Below are 14,601 nucleotides of genomic sequence, written 5' to 3'. Positions count from 1 at the left end.
GCAGGGGAGGGAGTCGCCCGTCTTCTTTTACGAGAATCTTATGACTCCTGAATCGGTAATGGCACTGGGTAACGAGGCAATGAAAGTGGCGCTGGCCGTTGCTGCGCCTTTGTTGCTGGCCGCGCTGGTGACCGGGCTTATCGTCAGCCTGTTGCAGGCGGCGACACAAATCAACGAACAAACGCTGTCCTTCATTCCTAAAATTCTGGCCGTTGTGGCGACTATCGTGATCGCCGGGCCGTGGATGCTGAATCTGCTGCTCGATTACATGCGCACGTTGTTTACCAACCTGCCTTACATCATCGGTTAATCTATGGTTTCCTTCGACAGCACCCAGTTAGCCGGATGGCTGAGCATGTATTTCTGGCCCCTGCTGCGAATTCTGGCGCTGATCAGCACCGCGCCGATCACCAGTGAAAAGTCAGTACCGAACCGCGTGAAACTCGGTCTTGGGATGATGATTACCTTCCTGATTGCGCCTTCCCTGCCGCCGGTGGACACGCCGATCTTCTCCACGCCTGCACTGTGGCTGGCGATGCAGCAGATTATGATTGGCACCGCGCTGGGTATCACCATGCAACTGGCCTTTGCCGCCATCCGTATGGCCGGTGAAATTATGGGTTTGCAGATGGGGATTTCCTTTGCGACGTTTTATGATCCAAGCAACCGTCTCAATACCCCGCTGCTGGCACAGTTTTTAAATCTGCTGGCGGTGTTGTTGTTCCTGAGTTTCAACGCGCATCTGTGGCTGATTTCCCTGCTGGCCGACAGTTTTCATACCCTGCCCATCAGCCATAATCCGGTGAATGCCGAAGGTTTTATGGCCGTCGCCAAAGCGGGCAGCATTGTATTCAGCGGCGGGATGATGCTGGCTCTGCCAATCGTGACATTGCTGCTGACGCTCAACATGGCGCTGGGTCTGTTAAACCGCGTGACGCCACAGCTTTCCGTTTTCGTCATCGGTTTCCCGCTGACCCTCAGCATTGGGATTCTGGCGATCAGCCTGATGATGCCGATGCTCGCCCCGTTCAGCGAGCATCTGTTCAGTGAAATTCTGGATAAGATTGTGTTGATCATGAATCAGCTGGCGGCTGACTGAATGGCTTAACGCCGCTCCAGCAGCGCCATCACTTCGTAATGCGCGGTATGCGGGAACATGTCGAAAAGCCGGACACGCAGAATGTGATAGTCCGGCAGTAACGCCAGATCCTGCGCCATAGTTTGGGCGTTACAGCTTGAATAGAGAATCGTGTCCGGCGCCATGTGGCTGAGATATTCGCACAATGCTTTGCCGATGCCGCGACGCGGCGGATTCACCAGCACCAGATCCGGCACCTCGCCTTTGCCGGTCGCAAAACCGGTGGAATCGAGCGCCTGAAACTCAACGTTTTGCAGCCCCAGACGCACCGCCGATTCTTTCGCACAGGCAATGGCTTCCGCGCTGATTTCGATACCGGTCAGTTTCATCTGCGGTGTTGCACAATGCAGACCAAAGCCGCCCACGCCACAGAACAGATCCCACATACTTCGGATATCCCCTCGCCCCCTCACCCAGTCACGCGCCGTGGCGTAAAGCTTTTCAGCCACCACCGGATTGGTCTGGAAGAAGCTTTGCGGGCGGATAAACAGGGGGACATGGTTAAAATCTTCTTCCAGCCGCTGAACATCCGTCAGTGGAATTTCAGTGTCACCTTCGAGGATCGCCATATGCACCGGCTGGATGTTGGCGGAAATCACTTTCAACTGTGGCAACTGCTGTTGCAGCCACGGCAGTGCCGCACGCAATTGCGCCAGTTTGCCGTCTGAACGCAACACAAAGCGCAGCATCATGCCGCCATCTTTCTGGCTTTCAGTCAGTAACAGGAATTTCAGCTCGCCGCGTTTGCGCGCAACGTTGTAAGGGGTCAGGCCCGCGCGGGCAATAAAGATTTTGAGAACTGAAAATACCGCCGGGAAACTGGCCGGATACAACGGGCACTCACACAAATCGACCGGCGTGCCGTCGCGGTGCAACATCCCAAGTAAAGGGCGTTCCACGCTGCCGCTGACCACCATTTTGGCTTTATTACGAAACGCACTTTCCGGGCCGGTGACCGGTTCACACCATTCAGCCACCGGCAAATCTGACAGCAAATCGCTGAGATCCCGCTGCTTGTCGGCTAACTGTTGTAAATAAGGTTTGTCGAGCCACTGGCAGGAACGGCAGGTTCCGGCGGTGTAAAGTGCGCAATGCATGAAAAATTTCCGGTCATCAGATGCAGTAAAAAACTGGCGCGCAGTTTATCACTGCGCGGCGGGAAAGACTCACTTACATCGAGGCTATTTGCGACGGGAAAAGTATCTGCGGCTGCTGGCAGGCACATACAACAGTAGCAGCACCAGCATATCGGGAATTTTTTGCATCAGCAGCGCATAGAGAAATTCGCCCTGTGTTTCGACGTTAAAGCGAAAGATACGCGGGCCGAACCAGTCAAATGACGCCAGCAGCATGTAACCGACCACGATCACCTGACAACCGATGAATGCCCGGCGCCCCCAGCGGCGGCCACGCATCATAGCGTACGCGGCACGGCATTCGGTCAACACAATCAGCAAACTTGCCAGCATGATGAAACAGTTCAGCCAGGACTCGGCACTGACTTCAATAAAGCTCATCAGCCCTGAAAAGCCCATAGCATCAAACAATAATATGAATTCGAGCAAGCGCGTCGCGACAATCGCCGACGCACCGATCATGACGGGAACAGGGATAAATGCCAGTTTCATAAATCCGTTTGGGCTCTCCATTTACGTTCAGGGCGGAATACATCCGCCCTGAAAATTATCTTAAAATTTAAGCACGTTGAGCGCGCTGAATTTCTTTGCGCCGTTGTTTCTCGGCACGCGACATAAACCACCAGGCAATCATGCCGATGATGCCCACCACCAGCAGGATCAGCGTCGCCAGTGCGTTGATTTCAGGGTTGACACCCATACGCACGCTGGCAAAAACCAGCATCGGTAACGTGGTCGCGCCCGGCCCGGCGACGAAACTGGCGATCACCAGATCGTCGAGCGACAGCGTAAACGCCAGCAACCAGCCCGAAATCAGCGCTGGCAAGATCATCGGCAGCGTAATAATAAAGAACACTTTCAGTGGCGGTGCGCCTAAATCCATTGCCGCTTCTTCGATGGAACGGTCCAGTTCACGCAAACGCGCCGAGACCACGACCGCGACATACGCACTACAAAACGTCACGTGCGCCAGCCAGATAGTGAACATGCCACGTTCAGCCGGCCAGCCAAAAGTGTGCCCCATCGCCACAAACAGCAGCAGTAACGCCAGACCGGTGATGACATCAGGCATGACCAGCGGCGCAGTCAGCATAAACGCAAAACCGGTTGAACCGCGAAAACGCCTGAAACGCACCATCACCACGGCGGCCAGTGTACCGACCACCACGGCCATGGTGGCAGCAGCGGTAGCGATCGACAGGCTCATGCCGACGGCGTTGATCATCGCCGAATCATGGAAAAGCTGAGTATACCAGCGGGTAGACCAGCCAGCCCAGACCGTTACCAGCTTCGAGCTGTTGAATGAGTAAATAACCAGCATCAGCATCGGGGCGTACAAAAACGTAAAGCCGAGCACCAGAATAAGAATTCGCCACGGCGAACGGACAACCGGTAACTGATTCATTCTTTATCTCCCAGCTCTTTGTTTTGGTATTTCTGGAACCACAGGATAGGCATGATCAGCAGCAACAACATGACCACCGCCACCGCCGAGGCTACCGGCCAGTCGCGATTATTGAAGAATTCCTGCCACAGGACACGGCCAATCATATTACTGTCCGGCCCGCCGAGCAGTTCCGGTATCACGTACTCCCCCACCGCCGGGATAAAGACCAGCATCGAACCGGCAATAATCCCGCCTTTGGTCAGCGGCATAATCACTTTGAAGAAGGTTTTCATCGGACGCGCACCGAGATCCTGCGCCGCTTCCACCAGTGAGTAATCCATGCGGGTCAGCGCCGTGTAAATCGGCAACACCATAAACGGCAGATACGAATACACGATGCCGATATACACGGCCAGATTGGTGTGCAAAATCACCAGAGGCTGGTCGATAACATGCAGCCAGATCAGTACGTTATTCAGTACACCGTTGTCTTTAAGAATGCCCATCCAGGCATAAACGCGGATCAGGAATGACGTCCATGATGGCAGGATCACCAGCAACAGCAGGATGTTGCGCGTCGAGGTGCGGCTGTGTGCCACCGCCCACGCCAGCGGATACCCAATCAGCAGGCAAAGCAGCGTGGAAATCGCTGCCACTTGCAGCGATTGCAAATACGCATCGATATACAGCGGATCCTGGGTCAGGCCGATGTAGTTGGCGATGTTGAGTGCAATATCCAGCATGCCGTCTGACCAGGTAACCAGATCGGTATACGGCGGAATGGCCCGCGCCATTTCAGCAAAACTGATTTTGAAAACAATCAGAAATGGCAGTAAAAACAGCAGCAGGAACCAGACCAGCGGCAGCAGGATCACCAGCTTGCGGCCATGCCGCTGTTGCAGACGACCGGTGAAGGCTTTAAATCCGCCCGGAGGTTTGCTGGCCGGGGTTTCGGAGATTACAGACATTTTCATCCCCCTTTAAACAGTCAGCACGACACAGCTGTCGGCTTCCCAGCACAGGCGCACTTCGTCGCCCCAGGTTGGCATACCTTTGCGGAAACGGTGACCGTTCTGCAATTGCGCCGTAATCATCTGCCCGCTGTGCAGCCTGACGTGATAAATCGACAGGTCGCCAAGATAGGCGATATTGACCACCTCTCCGACCGCGAAGTTGCAGCCATCCTGCGGCACGTCTTCACACAACATGATTTTTTCCGGACGCAGCGCAACATACACCGGCACGCCGTCAACCACAGACACATCCGGATCGACTTTCAGCGGATGCCTCAGCCCCGGTGAGGTCAGCAGCAGCGCATCGTCCAGACGCTCTTTCAGCACACCTTCAAATATATTCACGGAGCCGATAAATTCGGCGCTGAAACGGCTGGTCGGGTGTTCATAAATTTCTTCCGGCTCGCCGATTTGCACGAATTTACCGCGGTTCATGATGGCGATACGCCCCGCCATGGTCATCGCCTCTTCCTGATCGTGTGTCACCATCACGCAGGTCGCGCCGACGCGCTCAAGAATATCCACCACTTCCAGTTGCATACGGTCGCGCAGCTTTTTATCCAGCGCCCCCATCGGCTCATCGAGCAGCAGCAGTTTTGGTCTTTTCGCCAGGCTGCGCGCTAATGCCACACGCTGACGCTGACCGCCGGAAAGCTGGTGCGGCTTACGTTTGGCGAATTCCTGCATATGCACCAGCGTCAGCATTTCCGCCACGCGGCTTTTGATTTCCGCTGACGGCAGTTTGTCCTGCTTGAGGCCGAACGCGATGTTTTGTTCGACCGTCATGTGCGGGAACAAGGCGTAAGACTGGAACATCATGTTGATCGGACGCTGATACGGCGGCACCTGCGAAAGATCTACGCCATCCAGTACGATTTGGCCCTGCGTGGGCGGCTCAAAACCGGCCAGCATACGCAACAGGGTTGATTTCCCACAGCCGGACGCGCCGAGCAGTGCGAAAATCTCGCCTTTATAAATGGTCAGGCTCACATCATCGACGGCGGCCTGGCCATCAAAAGATTTGGTCAGATTGCGGATTTCCAGCAAAGGCGTGAAACCTTTCTGGGTCTTAGGCTGCGGGCGGGGGATAGCGTCGTTCACTCAGAGAAATCTCCGGTATCAGAATAAAGCAGTTCAAATAAGCATAACAGTCAGGGGGGAAAGTGCCTGATCGGTATACCCAAAATACAGCCGGAAGCAAAACGTCAGCGGCCCCGCCATCAATAAGCGGAGCCGCGTTAACGATACTCAAAATCATTCTGGTTGCATCAAGGCGGCAAGTGAGCAAGTCCCCGGGAGCTGACACACGTCAGTGACCGGGGCGCGTTCGCGCAGCCAACGCAGAGGCAGCCTGAAGGATGAAGAGTATTATTTGCCGGTTTTAACCTTGGTCCACGAACGGGTGATCACGCGGTCAATCTTCGGATCCTGAACTTTCAGGGTGAAGAGTTTCGCCTGAACATCGGCCGGTGGATAAATGCCCGGGTTGTTACGCACATCTTCGTTAACCAGTGGTGTCGCGGCTTTGTTTCCGCTGGCGTAGTAAACGGTGTTACTGATTTGCGCGATAACTTTTGGTTCCATCAGGTAATTGAGGAACTGATAGGCTTCATCGAGATTTTTAGCATCTGCCGGGATAGCAAACACGTCGAAGAAGGCCAGCGCCCCTTCTTTGGGAATGCTGTACGCCACGTTCACACCGTTTTTCGCTTCTTTCGCGCGGTTACCCGCCTGCATCACATCACCAGCCCAGCCGATTGCCACACAAATGTCGCCGTTCGCCAGGTCGTTAATGTACTGAGAAGAGTGGAAATAACGGATGTTCGGACGCAGTTTCAGCAGCAGATCGTTGGCTGCACCGGTGTAATCTGATGCTTTGGTGCTGTTCGGATCCAGATGCAGATAATTCAGGACTGTTGCGTAGATTTCCGCAGGGGCATCGAGGAATGAAACGCCGCAGCTTTTCAGTTTCTCGAGGTTTTCAGGCTTGAGCACCAGATCCCAGCTGTCTACCGGGGCATCTTTACCCAGAACGGCTTTCACTTTATCGACGTTATAGCCGATACCGGTGGTCGCCCACAGATAAGGGATAGCGTATTTGTTGCCCGGATCATGTTGCGCCACCATCTTCAGCAGCTCAGGATCCATATTTTTGTAGTTTGGCAGTTTGCTCTTATCCAGAGGCTGGAACACACCAGCCGCCAGCTGACGTTCGAGGAAGCTGGCCGACGGTACCACCAGATCGAAGCCGGTGCTGCCTGCCATGAGTTTGCCTTCCAGCACTTCATTGGAATCAAACACGTCGTAAACCACTTTAATGCCGGTTTCCTTCTGGAAATCAGGCACGGTATTTGGTGCGATATAATCGGACCAGTTATAGATATGCAGCGTTTTTTCATCCGCAGACGCTGTGACGGACGCAGCCATAACCAGGCCGGCGACAACACCCGATAACCACTTTTTACGCAGGGTGAACATCCGTTACTACCTCCAAGACAGGGAATATAAATCGAATTTGTATCATTGAGACGGATACAAAACCTTTCACACAACTGCCAACCGACACCCATGGAATATGCATAGGCATTCAACGTTGACGCATACGCTGCCTGCGAATTAACCGTTTGGTTTTACGACGTAATCACGCTTGATGCAGAGTCAGAAGCATAGCGCCTGCAACCCTTGTGTACCAGCCTCCTGAGACAAAACCGGCGTTTATCGATTAATTATGCAGATTTAGTCTATACCGTCTGGCATTTTGCCTTTTAACAAAGTGAAATATCTGGCAACAACCACACCAATGCAGCATAACTTATGGCGAAAGCGGATAAAGGCAGCGGAGCCGCAATAAGCACGGCTCGCAGGAAAGGATCTTCAGAGGGGGGAAATGAATGTCCGGAAATGGAAAATTAATGCAGTAAAGGCAGATTCACAGAAGTGACCGGCATGCCTTCTTCTTCCTCGCCAAGGAAAAGCAGGTCATTGGCGTGCGCTTCGAGAATAATCATCGACATCTGCTCCTCAGCCTGTTGCAGGAAGAAAGCAAACTGCTCTTCCGTCACACCCACTGCAATCGTCAGTGACTGGCAAACAATCAGTTTCGGCAAATTGTCGTCCTGAATATCCACGAACGCTTTAATGGTCAGTGAACTGGCATTAATCGAGCTCAGATCGGCCACCAGCGGGATCAACGCCGTCGGTTTGACTTCGGCCAGTGCAGAAAACAAAATCACATTATCTACAATATCGAGTTTGGCATCAAAAATGCCGTCAAAATTCTGCATATGCGGCAAATGGAGAGCCTGACAGGAATCACACTCGAAAAAAGAGATGCCCAGCTGATCCAGCCAGCGCCGCAGCAGCGCTAAATCAGGGACGATGAGCGAATCCATAGAATGCCTCACGAGTTCAACACAACGAAAAAAACAAACCCTTCGTAACGCCAGCGGCATTACGAAGGGGTCATAGCTTACGGAATATTGCCGGTCAGCGCTACGATCATTACCGGATTGATGGACATTTAACGCACGGGAATAAGAATTAGCCACCGGATTTCAGACGGAATCCCGGCCGCGCTCTTTGTTCGATATAGTCAATCATCATACCGGCGATATCCAGACCGGTGGTGGCTTCGATCCCTTCGAGCCCCGGCGAGGCATTGACTTCCATCACCAGCGGCCCGCGGTTTGAACGTAAAATATCAACCCCGGCGACGTCCAGCCCCAGAGTCTGCGCGGCTTTAACCGCAATGTCTTTCTCCTGCGGCGTAATTTTGACATTGGTGGCCGTCCCGCCGCGATGCAGGTTCGAGCGGAAATCACCCGGTTTGGCCTGACGCTCAATCGCTCCGACCACTTTTTTCCCCACCACCAGACAACGAATGTCGCGCCCTTCTGCTTCGCGGATATATTCCTGCACCAGAATATGCGCGTTCAGGCCGCGAAATGCGTCAATGACACTTTCTGCCGCCTGACGGGTTTCTGCCAGCACCACACCAATCCCCTGTGTTCCTTCAACCAGCTTCACCACCAGCGGCGCACCACCGACCAGCGCAATCAAATCGGCGGTGTCATCCGGCGCATTAGCAAAACCGGTCGTCGGCAGATCAATGCCTTCACGCGCCAGAATCTGCATGGAACGCAATTTATCGCGCGCCCGGGTGATCGCCACCGATTCATTCAGCGGGAAACTGCCCAGCATTTCAAACTGACGCAGCACCGCTGTGCCATAGAAGGTAATCGCGGAGCCAATTCGTGGGATCACCGCATGGTACTTATCCAGCTGATGCCCGCGATAGTGCACGCTGGGCGCAGCAGGATTGATATTCATGTAGCAGGACAGTGGATCGATAATGTCGATCTCATGTCCGCGTGCTTCAGCCGCTTCCTTCAGGCGTTTACACGAATACAACGACCCGTCACGGGAAAGAATTGCAATTTTCATCCAACACTCCGTCGCCGTTTAGCGTGTTGCCCAACCTTGCTTGTGCAATGCGTCCAGCATAAACGGACGTTGTTCCTTTTTAAGGGTACGAATAATCAAATCACTCCAGGTATCGCGTCGCGCATTGCTGTCGCGTTGCAGATAATACGCCGATAGTGCGTCGTCATATTCTGCCAGTTGCTCTTTATCTACCGGCTGATAGCTGTTTTCATGCACCAGCAGAGACTGCGGCATACGCGGCTTGACCTGATGATCCTGCGCGGGGGTTCCGATACATAAACCAAACAAAGGCATCACAAATTTAGGCAGTTTCAGCAGATTCACTACGTCTTCCACCTGATTACGGATACCGCCGATAAACACACCGCCCAGCCCCAGTGACTCCGCCGCCGTCATGGCATTTTGCGCCATCAGCGCGGTGTCCACACAACCGAGTAACAACTGCTCGGCCAGACCCAGCTCGGCTTGAGGGTTGATCTGTAAATTACGATTGAAATCAGCACAGAAAACCCAAAATTCAGCGGCGCTGGCGACATATTTCTGACCACCGGTGTACTGCACCAGCGTCTCCCGCAGCACAGGATCGGTCACGCGGATAATCGAATAACATTGCAGAAAGCTCGAAGTCGAAGCAGCCTGAGCGGCGGCAATAATGGCTTCACGTTGCTCGTCCGGGACCGGTTGATCGGTAAAAGCACGGATGGAGCGGTGTGAGCGCAGAAGATCGATGGTCGGCGTCATTAAAAAATTCCTGAGCGGTAAGGATAAATAAAAAAGTTGCCCCAATCATTCATGCTGTGAGCACCGTTTGCAAGGATTCCGGCACCTGTAGCTGTAACAATGTGCTGTGTCTGAAAAAGACTGCCGGTTCATTCAGATAGGTCAAAGGTATCGGACTGACAGGTAATTCCTGCTTTTTTTTATGGTTTGTAACAGGCATAGTAGCGACATCAAAAAGGTGATGTGGTTAACAAAAACAGACATTCCCCTTTCATTTATCTTGTTGGCATTAACAAAGGAGTCTCCATGTTTGCAGTAATTTTTGGGCGTCCTGGCTGTCCTTATTGCGTACGCGCTAAAGAGTTGGCTGAAAAACTGACTGAAGAACGTGATGATTTCAACTTCCGCTACATCGATATTCACGCGGAAGGCATCACTAAAGCCGACCTGGAAAAAACCGTGGGTAAACCGGTAGAAACCGTTCCGCAGATTTTCCTCGATCAGAAACACATCGGTGGCTGTACTGACTTCGAAGCCTATGCCAAAGAGCATCTGGCGCTGTTCAGCAACTGATCCGCGATAAAATAAAGATATACACAGCCAAAAGGCGCTCAGTGAGCGCCTTTTTTATGGCTTCTACATCATGACATGTCAGTGTCGCCTGAACTGCCGGTAAGCAATGACCAGCAAATGAACCAGCATAGCGCCCAGAACACACCAAAATATCGCACTGGTGGCATAGGCCAGTTCCTGCATCAGCGGACGAACGCGTGGATAAAAGGCCATGCGCAATAAAAAGCACACAGGGATGGAAACCAGCCCGCCGACAAAGGACGAAAATATCGCCGAATCGCGGGAAATCAGCGACGTCACCACGCCGGGAATTAAAAATAATAACAGGCCATATTCCGGGCCTGGCGCGATATTTCTAACAATAATCCAGCCATTTTTTAACATAAGAAAAATAATTAAGAACATTGTGCAACAAATTAATGGGGCTACCACTTTTCGCCAAATTGCCATTTTACTTCCTCCTTAAAGTTGGCGAGATTTCACAGGTTCTCTGCATAAAATGCGTTCTTTGTTACCTGTCAGAGCCTTCTGGCTCATTTCCCCAGAGCGTTCCGCACTCCCGCGAAACACAAAAAAAGCTTTCAGAAGATTTATACGGGCATTTCTCTGGCTGAACTGGCGTTCTGTGACTAAAATGACGCCCGAAACCCAATTTTCCACCCCGCCGGGGCTGAAACAGACCGCGCGATCCTGAGTAGGAATTTTCTGTTTCTGAATTTATCCTTTACATTCTCCTATATCAAGAATTTGTTGGTAAACAATAAGTTATCCTTGTGAATATAAACGTCGCTAGTTTGTTAAACGGGAATTACATCCTGTTATTATTTGTGGTTTTGGCACTCGGTCTGTGCCTGGGGAAAATTCGCCTGGGTTCCGTTCAGCTCGGAAATTCTATCGGCGTATTAGTGGTTTCGCTGCTTTTGGGTCAGCAGCATTTCAGTATTAATACTGAAGCGCTCAACCTCGGCTTTATGTTGTTTATTTTCTGCGTAGGCGTCGAAGCAGGGCCAAACTTTTTTTCCATTTTCTTCCGTGACGGCAAAAATTATTTCATGCTGGCACTGGTGATGGTCGGCAGCGCCATGTTACTGGCACTCGGACTCGGACGTTTGTTCGGCTGGGACATCGGCCTCACCGCCGGGATGCTCGCGGGTTCAATGACCTCAACCCCGGTTCTGGTCGGCGCCGGAGACACGCTGCGTAATACCATGGGCGGTAACAAGATGCTCGGGCCTGAACTGGATAACCTGAGCCTGGGCTACGCCCTGACCTATCTTATCGGTCTGGTGAGCCTTGATTTTCGGCGCACGTTATCTGCCGAAGCTGCAACATCAGGATTTGCCTACCAGCGCCCAGCAGATCGCGCGCGAGCGTGGCCTGGATACCGACAGTAAACGAAAAGTGTATCTGCCGGTGATCCGCGCCTATCGCGTGGGACAGGAGCTGGTGGCCTGGGCCGATGGCAAAAACCTGCGTGAACTGGGGATCTATCGTCAGACTGGCTGCTATATAGAGCGAATCCGCCGTAATGGCATCCTGGCGACACCGGACGGCGACGCCGTATTGCAGGTGGGCGATGAGATCTCACTGGTCGGTTATCCGGACGCACATTCACGCCTCGACCCGAGTTTCCGTAACGGTAAGGAAGTGTTTGACCGCGACCTGCTCGACATGCGTATCGTGACCGAAGAAGTGGTGGTCAAGAATAACCACGCGGTCGGCAAGCGTCTGAGTCAACTGAATCTCACCGATCAGGGCTGTTTCCTCAACCGCGTGATCCGCAGTCAGATTGAAATGCCTATCGATGACAGTATCGTGCTGAATAAAGGCGATGTGTTGCAGGTCAGCGGCGACGCAAAACGGGTGAAAAGCGTGGCGGAGCGTATCGGGTTTATCTCCGTACACAGTCAGCTCACGGATTTGCTGGCCTTCTGCGCCTTCTTTATTGTCGGCCTGATGATCGGCCTCATCACTTTCCAGTTCAAAAACTTCAGTTTTGGCATCGGTAACGCCGCCGGACTGCTGTTCGCCGGGATCATGCTCGGCTTCCTGCGAGCCAACCACCCTACTTTCGGTTATATCCCGCAGGGCGCGCTAAATATGGTGAAAGAGTTTGGCCTGATGGTGTTTATGGCGGGTGTCGGCCTCAGTGCCGGTGCGGGTATCAATAATGGTCTCGGCGCAATAGGCGGCCAGATGCTGCTTTCCGGCCTGATTGTCAGCCTGGTGCCGGTGGTGATTTGCTTCATCTTCGGGGCATATGTTTTACGCATGAACCGCGCTTTGCTGTTCGGAGCCATCATGGGTGCACGAACCTGCGCTCCGGCGATGGAAATCATCAGCGACACGGCACGCAGTAACATTCCGGCACTCGGTTATGCAGGAACCTATGCCATTGCTAACGTATTACTGACGCTCGCCGGTACGCTTATCGTCATCATCTGGCCCGGTGCATGACGTAACTCATTGAAGTGTAATGGGGCAAAAAAAAATCAATATTTTTTTAAATTTTTGCCCCCTCACACGAACTTTTAAAGTTAGCCAGAGTCTTAATTAGTGCCACTGCTTTTCTTTGAAGTCCCCAAATTTGGAGAGCCCGTCAATCCCGCCTTATTAGGTTCAAGATTGCCGGGTTTTTTCTTTTCTGCTTACTGTAGATTTCAAATTCATCACACCTCCGCCGTTCTGCGTGCTTAAACGCAAAATCCTTTCTGCAAACAGTCTTAAAAATACCTAAAGCACTAGGACTTAAAAGAAACTTGCTTCCAACGCGCGTAATTTCGCTTCCGGCATTCATTACTTTCCGGGAGGTTAAAATGGCAATACCTGTTTATTTATGGCTTAAGTACGATGATGGTACAGACATCAAAGGTTCGGTAGATATCCTTCAGAGAGAAGGCAGCATCGAGGTTTTAGAACTGATGCATGCAGTTGAAGTCCCCGTCGATTCACAGACGGGGAAACTCATCGCAAAACGTATCCATTGCAGTTATGCGTTTGAAAAGGAGGTCGATGCCTCAAGCCCTTATCTCTACAAAGCAGTCTCTTCAGGTCAGACGTTAAAGAATGCTGAGTTTAAATTTTATTGCATTGATTATGGGGGACAGGAGAAAGAATATTTCCGCGTAACATTAGAGAATGTAAAGGTTATATCTGTCGAACCTTTTATGCATGACATCAAGAATGAATTATTCGAACGCCACACTCATCATGAATACGTTGAATTAAGCTATGAAAAGATAATCTGGCACTATCTGGGCGGAAATATAGTCCATTCTGATACCTGGAATGAAAGAGCATAAAGGATAATATATGTCATGGACTTATGAAGTCAGCTCCCGGAAATTTTATCATGACGGGACTTATCAGTTCACCGGTTCTTATGCTGGCGCACCTGGTTATAAAAATGACCCGGCACAGGAATGCCTTAAGGACCGGGGACCTTTACCCAGAGGTAGCTATCAGATTGGTTCGCCTCATACCTCCCATAGAACCGGAAAATACTCATTATCTCTGACACCTTCCAGCAGCAATAATATGTGCGGACGGGACGCATTTAAAATTCATGGAGATAGCAGTCAGCACCCCGGCGAGGCATCAAGTGGCTGTATTGTAACCAGTCTCACTGAAAGGAAAAGAATATGGGCAAGCGGCGACAGGGAGTTAACCGTAAAATGAAATATATCCTTCTTTTTTTCCTGAATGGCGTCGCATTCAGCACAATGGCACAGGAACCACAAGATATTTGCATGAAGCCTGGTTCATACATTGAATCTGCCATGAAAGATGCTATGCAGTATGAATTAGATGTTGACGTTGGAGCAGTTAATAACCAAAAAACACTCATGACGTTAATAAGTAAAACGAAAGTAACCCCTGCTTTGGCAGCTCAACTTGCCAAAAAAGATCAGGTCGAGTCAGGGAAAGATCAAACGGGAATGACGTGGAAGGATTATTATTCAACGTATACTGAAGCGAATGTCTACAACCTGATAGTGAAATTCACTTTTGAAGATAACGCTGGAAAGGAAAATATCTTCATAGGATCGGCATTCAGAAATGATGATGAATGCTCTGTAGGCTTTGGCGGTTATATCACGGTAGAACGCGGGTTTTAACCACACCGGCTTAATATCCTCTGACTGCCTCAGAAACGGGCAGTCAGATAACATTTTTCCCTACAACCCCACC

General features: G+C 51.6%; 16 protein-coding genes and 1 pseudogene. 7 read left to right on the top strand and 10 right to left on the bottom strand.

Annotation, left to right across the window (positions count from 1 at the left end):
* Nucleotides 1–40: 40 nt before the first annotated feature.
* Nucleotides 41–310 carry a flagellar biosynthesis protein FliQ gene (gene fliQ, locus UC14_RS16350; RefSeq protein WP_013575807.1) on the top strand — a complete coding sequence of 90 codons (270 nt, stop codon included), beginning with the start codon at nucleotides 41–43 and terminating at the stop codon, nucleotides 308–310.
* Between the two features lie 3 nt (nucleotides 311–313).
* Nucleotides 314–1,099: a flagellar biosynthetic protein FliR gene (gene fliR / locus UC14_RS16345; protein ID WP_013575808.1), complete on the top strand. Its 786-nt coding sequence runs from the start codon at nucleotides 314–316 to the stop codon at nucleotides 1,097–1,099.
* 5 nt (nucleotides 1,100–1,104) lie between these two features.
* On the opposite strand, the gene rlmC is transcribed toward fliR, so the two are convergent.
* From rlmC to nfsA, 9 genes are all read right to left on the bottom strand, one after another.
* Nucleotides 1,105–2,235 carry a 23S rRNA (uracil(747)-C(5))-methyltransferase RlmC gene (gene rlmC / locus UC14_RS16340; RefSeq protein WP_112198058.1) on the bottom strand — a complete coding sequence of 377 codons (1,131 nt, stop codon included), beginning with the start codon at nucleotides 2,233–2,235 and terminating at the stop codon, nucleotides 1,105–1,107.
* Nucleotides 2,236–2,319: 84 nt separating this feature from the next.
* The gene (locus tag UC14_RS16335; RefSeq protein ID WP_013575810.1) at nucleotides 2,320–2,766 is read right to left on the bottom strand and encodes a YbjO family protein; all 447 of its coding nucleotides are present in this window, start codon (nucleotides 2,764–2,766) and stop codon (nucleotides 2,320–2,322) included.
* 67 nt (nucleotides 2,767–2,833) lie between these two features.
* Nucleotides 2,834–3,679, bottom strand: a complete 846-nt coding sequence (gene potI, locus UC14_RS16330; protein ID WP_013575811.1) for a putrescine ABC transporter permease PotI — start codon at nucleotides 3,677–3,679, stop codon at nucleotides 2,834–2,836.
* The gene (gene potH, locus UC14_RS16325; RefSeq protein ID WP_013575812.1) at nucleotides 3,676–4,629 is read right to left on the bottom strand and encodes a putrescine ABC transporter permease PotH; all 954 of its coding nucleotides are present in this window, start codon (nucleotides 4,627–4,629) and stop codon (nucleotides 3,676–3,678) included. Before potH ends, potI begins: the two co-directional genes overlap by 4 nt.
* A 12-nt stretch (nucleotides 4,630–4,641) precedes the next feature.
* A complete protein-coding gene (gene potG, locus UC14_RS16320; protein WP_013575813.1) occupies nucleotides 4,642–5,775 on the bottom strand; it encodes a putrescine ABC transporter ATP-binding subunit PotG in 1,134 nt (377 codons plus the stop codon).
* A 267-nt stretch (nucleotides 5,776–6,042) separates the two neighbouring features.
* Nucleotides 6,043–7,152 carry a spermidine/putrescine ABC transporter substrate-binding protein PotF gene (gene potF / locus UC14_RS16315; protein WP_013575814.1) on the bottom strand — a complete coding sequence of 370 codons (1,110 nt, stop codon included), beginning with the start codon at nucleotides 7,150–7,152 and terminating at the stop codon, nucleotides 6,043–6,045.
* 431 nt (nucleotides 7,153–7,583) lie between these two features.
* Nucleotides 7,584–8,066, bottom strand: coding sequence for a YbjN domain-containing protein (locus UC14_RS16310; protein ID WP_013575815.1), 483 nt, complete (start codon nucleotides 8,064–8,066; stop codon nucleotides 7,584–7,586).
* 148 nt (nucleotides 8,067–8,214) lie between these two features.
* Nucleotides 8,215–9,117, bottom strand: coding sequence for a 30S ribosomal protein S6--L-glutamate ligase (gene rimK / locus UC14_RS16305; RefSeq protein ID WP_013575816.1), 903 nt, complete (start codon nucleotides 9,115–9,117; stop codon nucleotides 8,215–8,217).
* 18 nt (nucleotides 9,118–9,135) lie between these two features.
* Entirely contained in the window at nucleotides 9,136–9,858 is a 723-nt protein-coding gene (nfsA, locus tag UC14_RS16300; protein WP_013575817.1) for an oxygen-insensitive NADPH nitroreductase, read from the bottom strand.
* Between the two features lie 285 nt (nucleotides 9,859–10,143).
* Between nfsA and UC14_RS16295 the strand changes: the two genes are divergently transcribed.
* Nucleotides 10,144–10,410 (top strand): GrxA family glutaredoxin, encoded by a 267-nt coding sequence (locus UC14_RS16295; RefSeq protein ID WP_013575818.1) that lies wholly within the window; start codon nucleotides 10,144–10,146, stop codon nucleotides 10,408–10,410.
* Nucleotides 10,411–10,488: 78 nt separating this feature from the next.
* On the opposite strand, the gene ybjM is transcribed toward UC14_RS16295, so the two are convergent.
* Nucleotides 10,489–10,860, bottom strand: coding sequence for an inner membrane protein YbjM (gene ybjM / locus UC14_RS16290; protein WP_112198057.1), 372 nt, complete (start codon nucleotides 10,858–10,860; stop codon nucleotides 10,489–10,491).
* A gap of 323 nt (nucleotides 10,861–11,183) precedes the next feature.
* On the opposite strand from ybjM, the pseudogene UC14_RS16285 reads away from it, so the two are divergent.
* From UC14_RS16285 to UC14_RS16265, 4 genes and pseudogenes are all read left to right on the top strand, one after another.
* Nucleotides 11,184–12,867 (top strand): annotated as a pseudogene (locus UC14_RS16285) (aspartate:alanine antiporter).
* A 359-nt stretch (nucleotides 12,868–13,226) separates the two neighbouring features.
* Nucleotides 13,227–13,712, top strand: a complete 486-nt coding sequence (locus UC14_RS16275; RefSeq protein ID WP_112152304.1) for a type VI secretion system tube protein TssD — start codon at nucleotides 13,227–13,229, stop codon at nucleotides 13,710–13,712.
* A gap of 10 nt (nucleotides 13,713–13,722) precedes the next feature.
* Complete coding sequence (locus tag UC14_RS16270) at nucleotides 13,723–14,088, top strand: tlde1 domain-containing protein (protein WP_013575864.1); 366 nt, start codon at nucleotides 13,723–13,725, stop codon at nucleotides 14,086–14,088.
* Nucleotides 14,052–14,528 (top strand): hypothetical protein, encoded by a 477-nt coding sequence (locus UC14_RS16265; protein WP_112198056.1) that lies wholly within the window; start codon nucleotides 14,052–14,054, stop codon nucleotides 14,526–14,528. Before UC14_RS16270 ends, UC14_RS16265 begins: the two co-directional genes overlap by 37 nt.
* Nucleotides 14,529–14,601 lie beyond the last annotated feature (73 nt).

It is taken from the genome of Rahnella sp. NRRL B-41462 (assembly GCF_003263525.1).
GTDB lineage: Bacteria > Pseudomonadota > Gammaproteobacteria > Enterobacterales > Enterobacteriaceae > Rahnella > Rahnella aceris.
Note: the sequence above shows the minus strand (reverse complement) of the source record. Positions and strands in the feature narration are given on the sequence as shown.

What these genes read in the sequence shown, in the direction of transcription:
- UC14_RS16275 (WP_112152304.1), top strand. Translation starts at nt 13,227, where the DNA reads ATGGCAATACCTGTTTATTTATGGCTTAAGTACGATGATGGTACAGAC.
- UC14_RS16270 (WP_013575864.1), top strand. Translation starts at nt 13,723, where the DNA reads ATGTCATGGACTTATGAAGTCAGCTCCCGGAAATTTTATCATGACGGG.
- rimK (WP_013575816.1), bottom strand. Translation starts at nt 9,117, where the DNA reads ATGAAAATTGCAATTCTTTCCCGTGACGGGTCGTTGTATTCGTGTAAA.
- nfsA (WP_013575817.1), bottom strand. Translation starts at nt 9,858, where the DNA reads ATGACGCCGACCATCGATCTTCTGCGCTCACACCGCTCCATCCGTGCT.
- UC14_RS16335 (WP_013575810.1), bottom strand. Translation starts at nt 2,766, where the DNA reads ATGAAACTGGCATTTATCCCTGTTCCCGTCATGATCGGTGCGTCGGCG.
- UC14_RS16310 (WP_013575815.1), bottom strand. Translation starts at nt 8,066, where the DNA reads ATGGATTCGCTCATCGTCCCTGATTTAGCGCTGCTGCGGCGCTGGCTG.
- potI (WP_013575811.1), bottom strand. Translation starts at nt 3,679, where the DNA reads ATGAATCAGTTACCGGTTGTCCGTTCGCCGTGGCGAATTCTTATTCTG.
- fliR (WP_013575808.1), top strand. Translation starts at nt 314, where the DNA reads ATGGTTTCCTTCGACAGCACCCAGTTAGCCGGATGGCTGAGCATGTAT.
- fliQ (WP_013575807.1), top strand. Translation starts at nt 41, where the DNA reads ATGACTCCTGAATCGGTAATGGCACTGGGTAACGAGGCAATGAAAGTG.
- ybjM (WP_112198057.1), bottom strand. Translation starts at nt 10,860, where the DNA reads ATGGCAATTTGGCGAAAAGTGGTAGCCCCATTAATTTGTTGCACAATG.
- rlmC (WP_112198058.1), bottom strand. Translation starts at nt 2,235, where the DNA reads ATGCATTGCGCACTTTACACCGCCGGAACCTGCCGTTCCTGCCAGTGG.
- UC14_RS16295 (WP_013575818.1), top strand. Translation starts at nt 10,144, where the DNA reads ATGTTTGCAGTAATTTTTGGGCGTCCTGGCTGTCCTTATTGCGTACGC.
- potH (WP_013575812.1), bottom strand. Translation starts at nt 4,629, where the DNA reads ATGTCTGTAATCTCCGAAACCCCGGCCAGCAAACCTCCGGGCGGATTT.
- potF (WP_013575814.1), bottom strand. Translation starts at nt 7,152, where the DNA reads ATGTTCACCCTGCGTAAAAAGTGGTTATCGGGTGTTGTCGCCGGCCTG.
- UC14_RS16265 (WP_112198056.1), top strand. Translation starts at nt 14,052, where the DNA reads ATGGGCAAGCGGCGACAGGGAGTTAACCGTAAAATGAAATATATCCTT.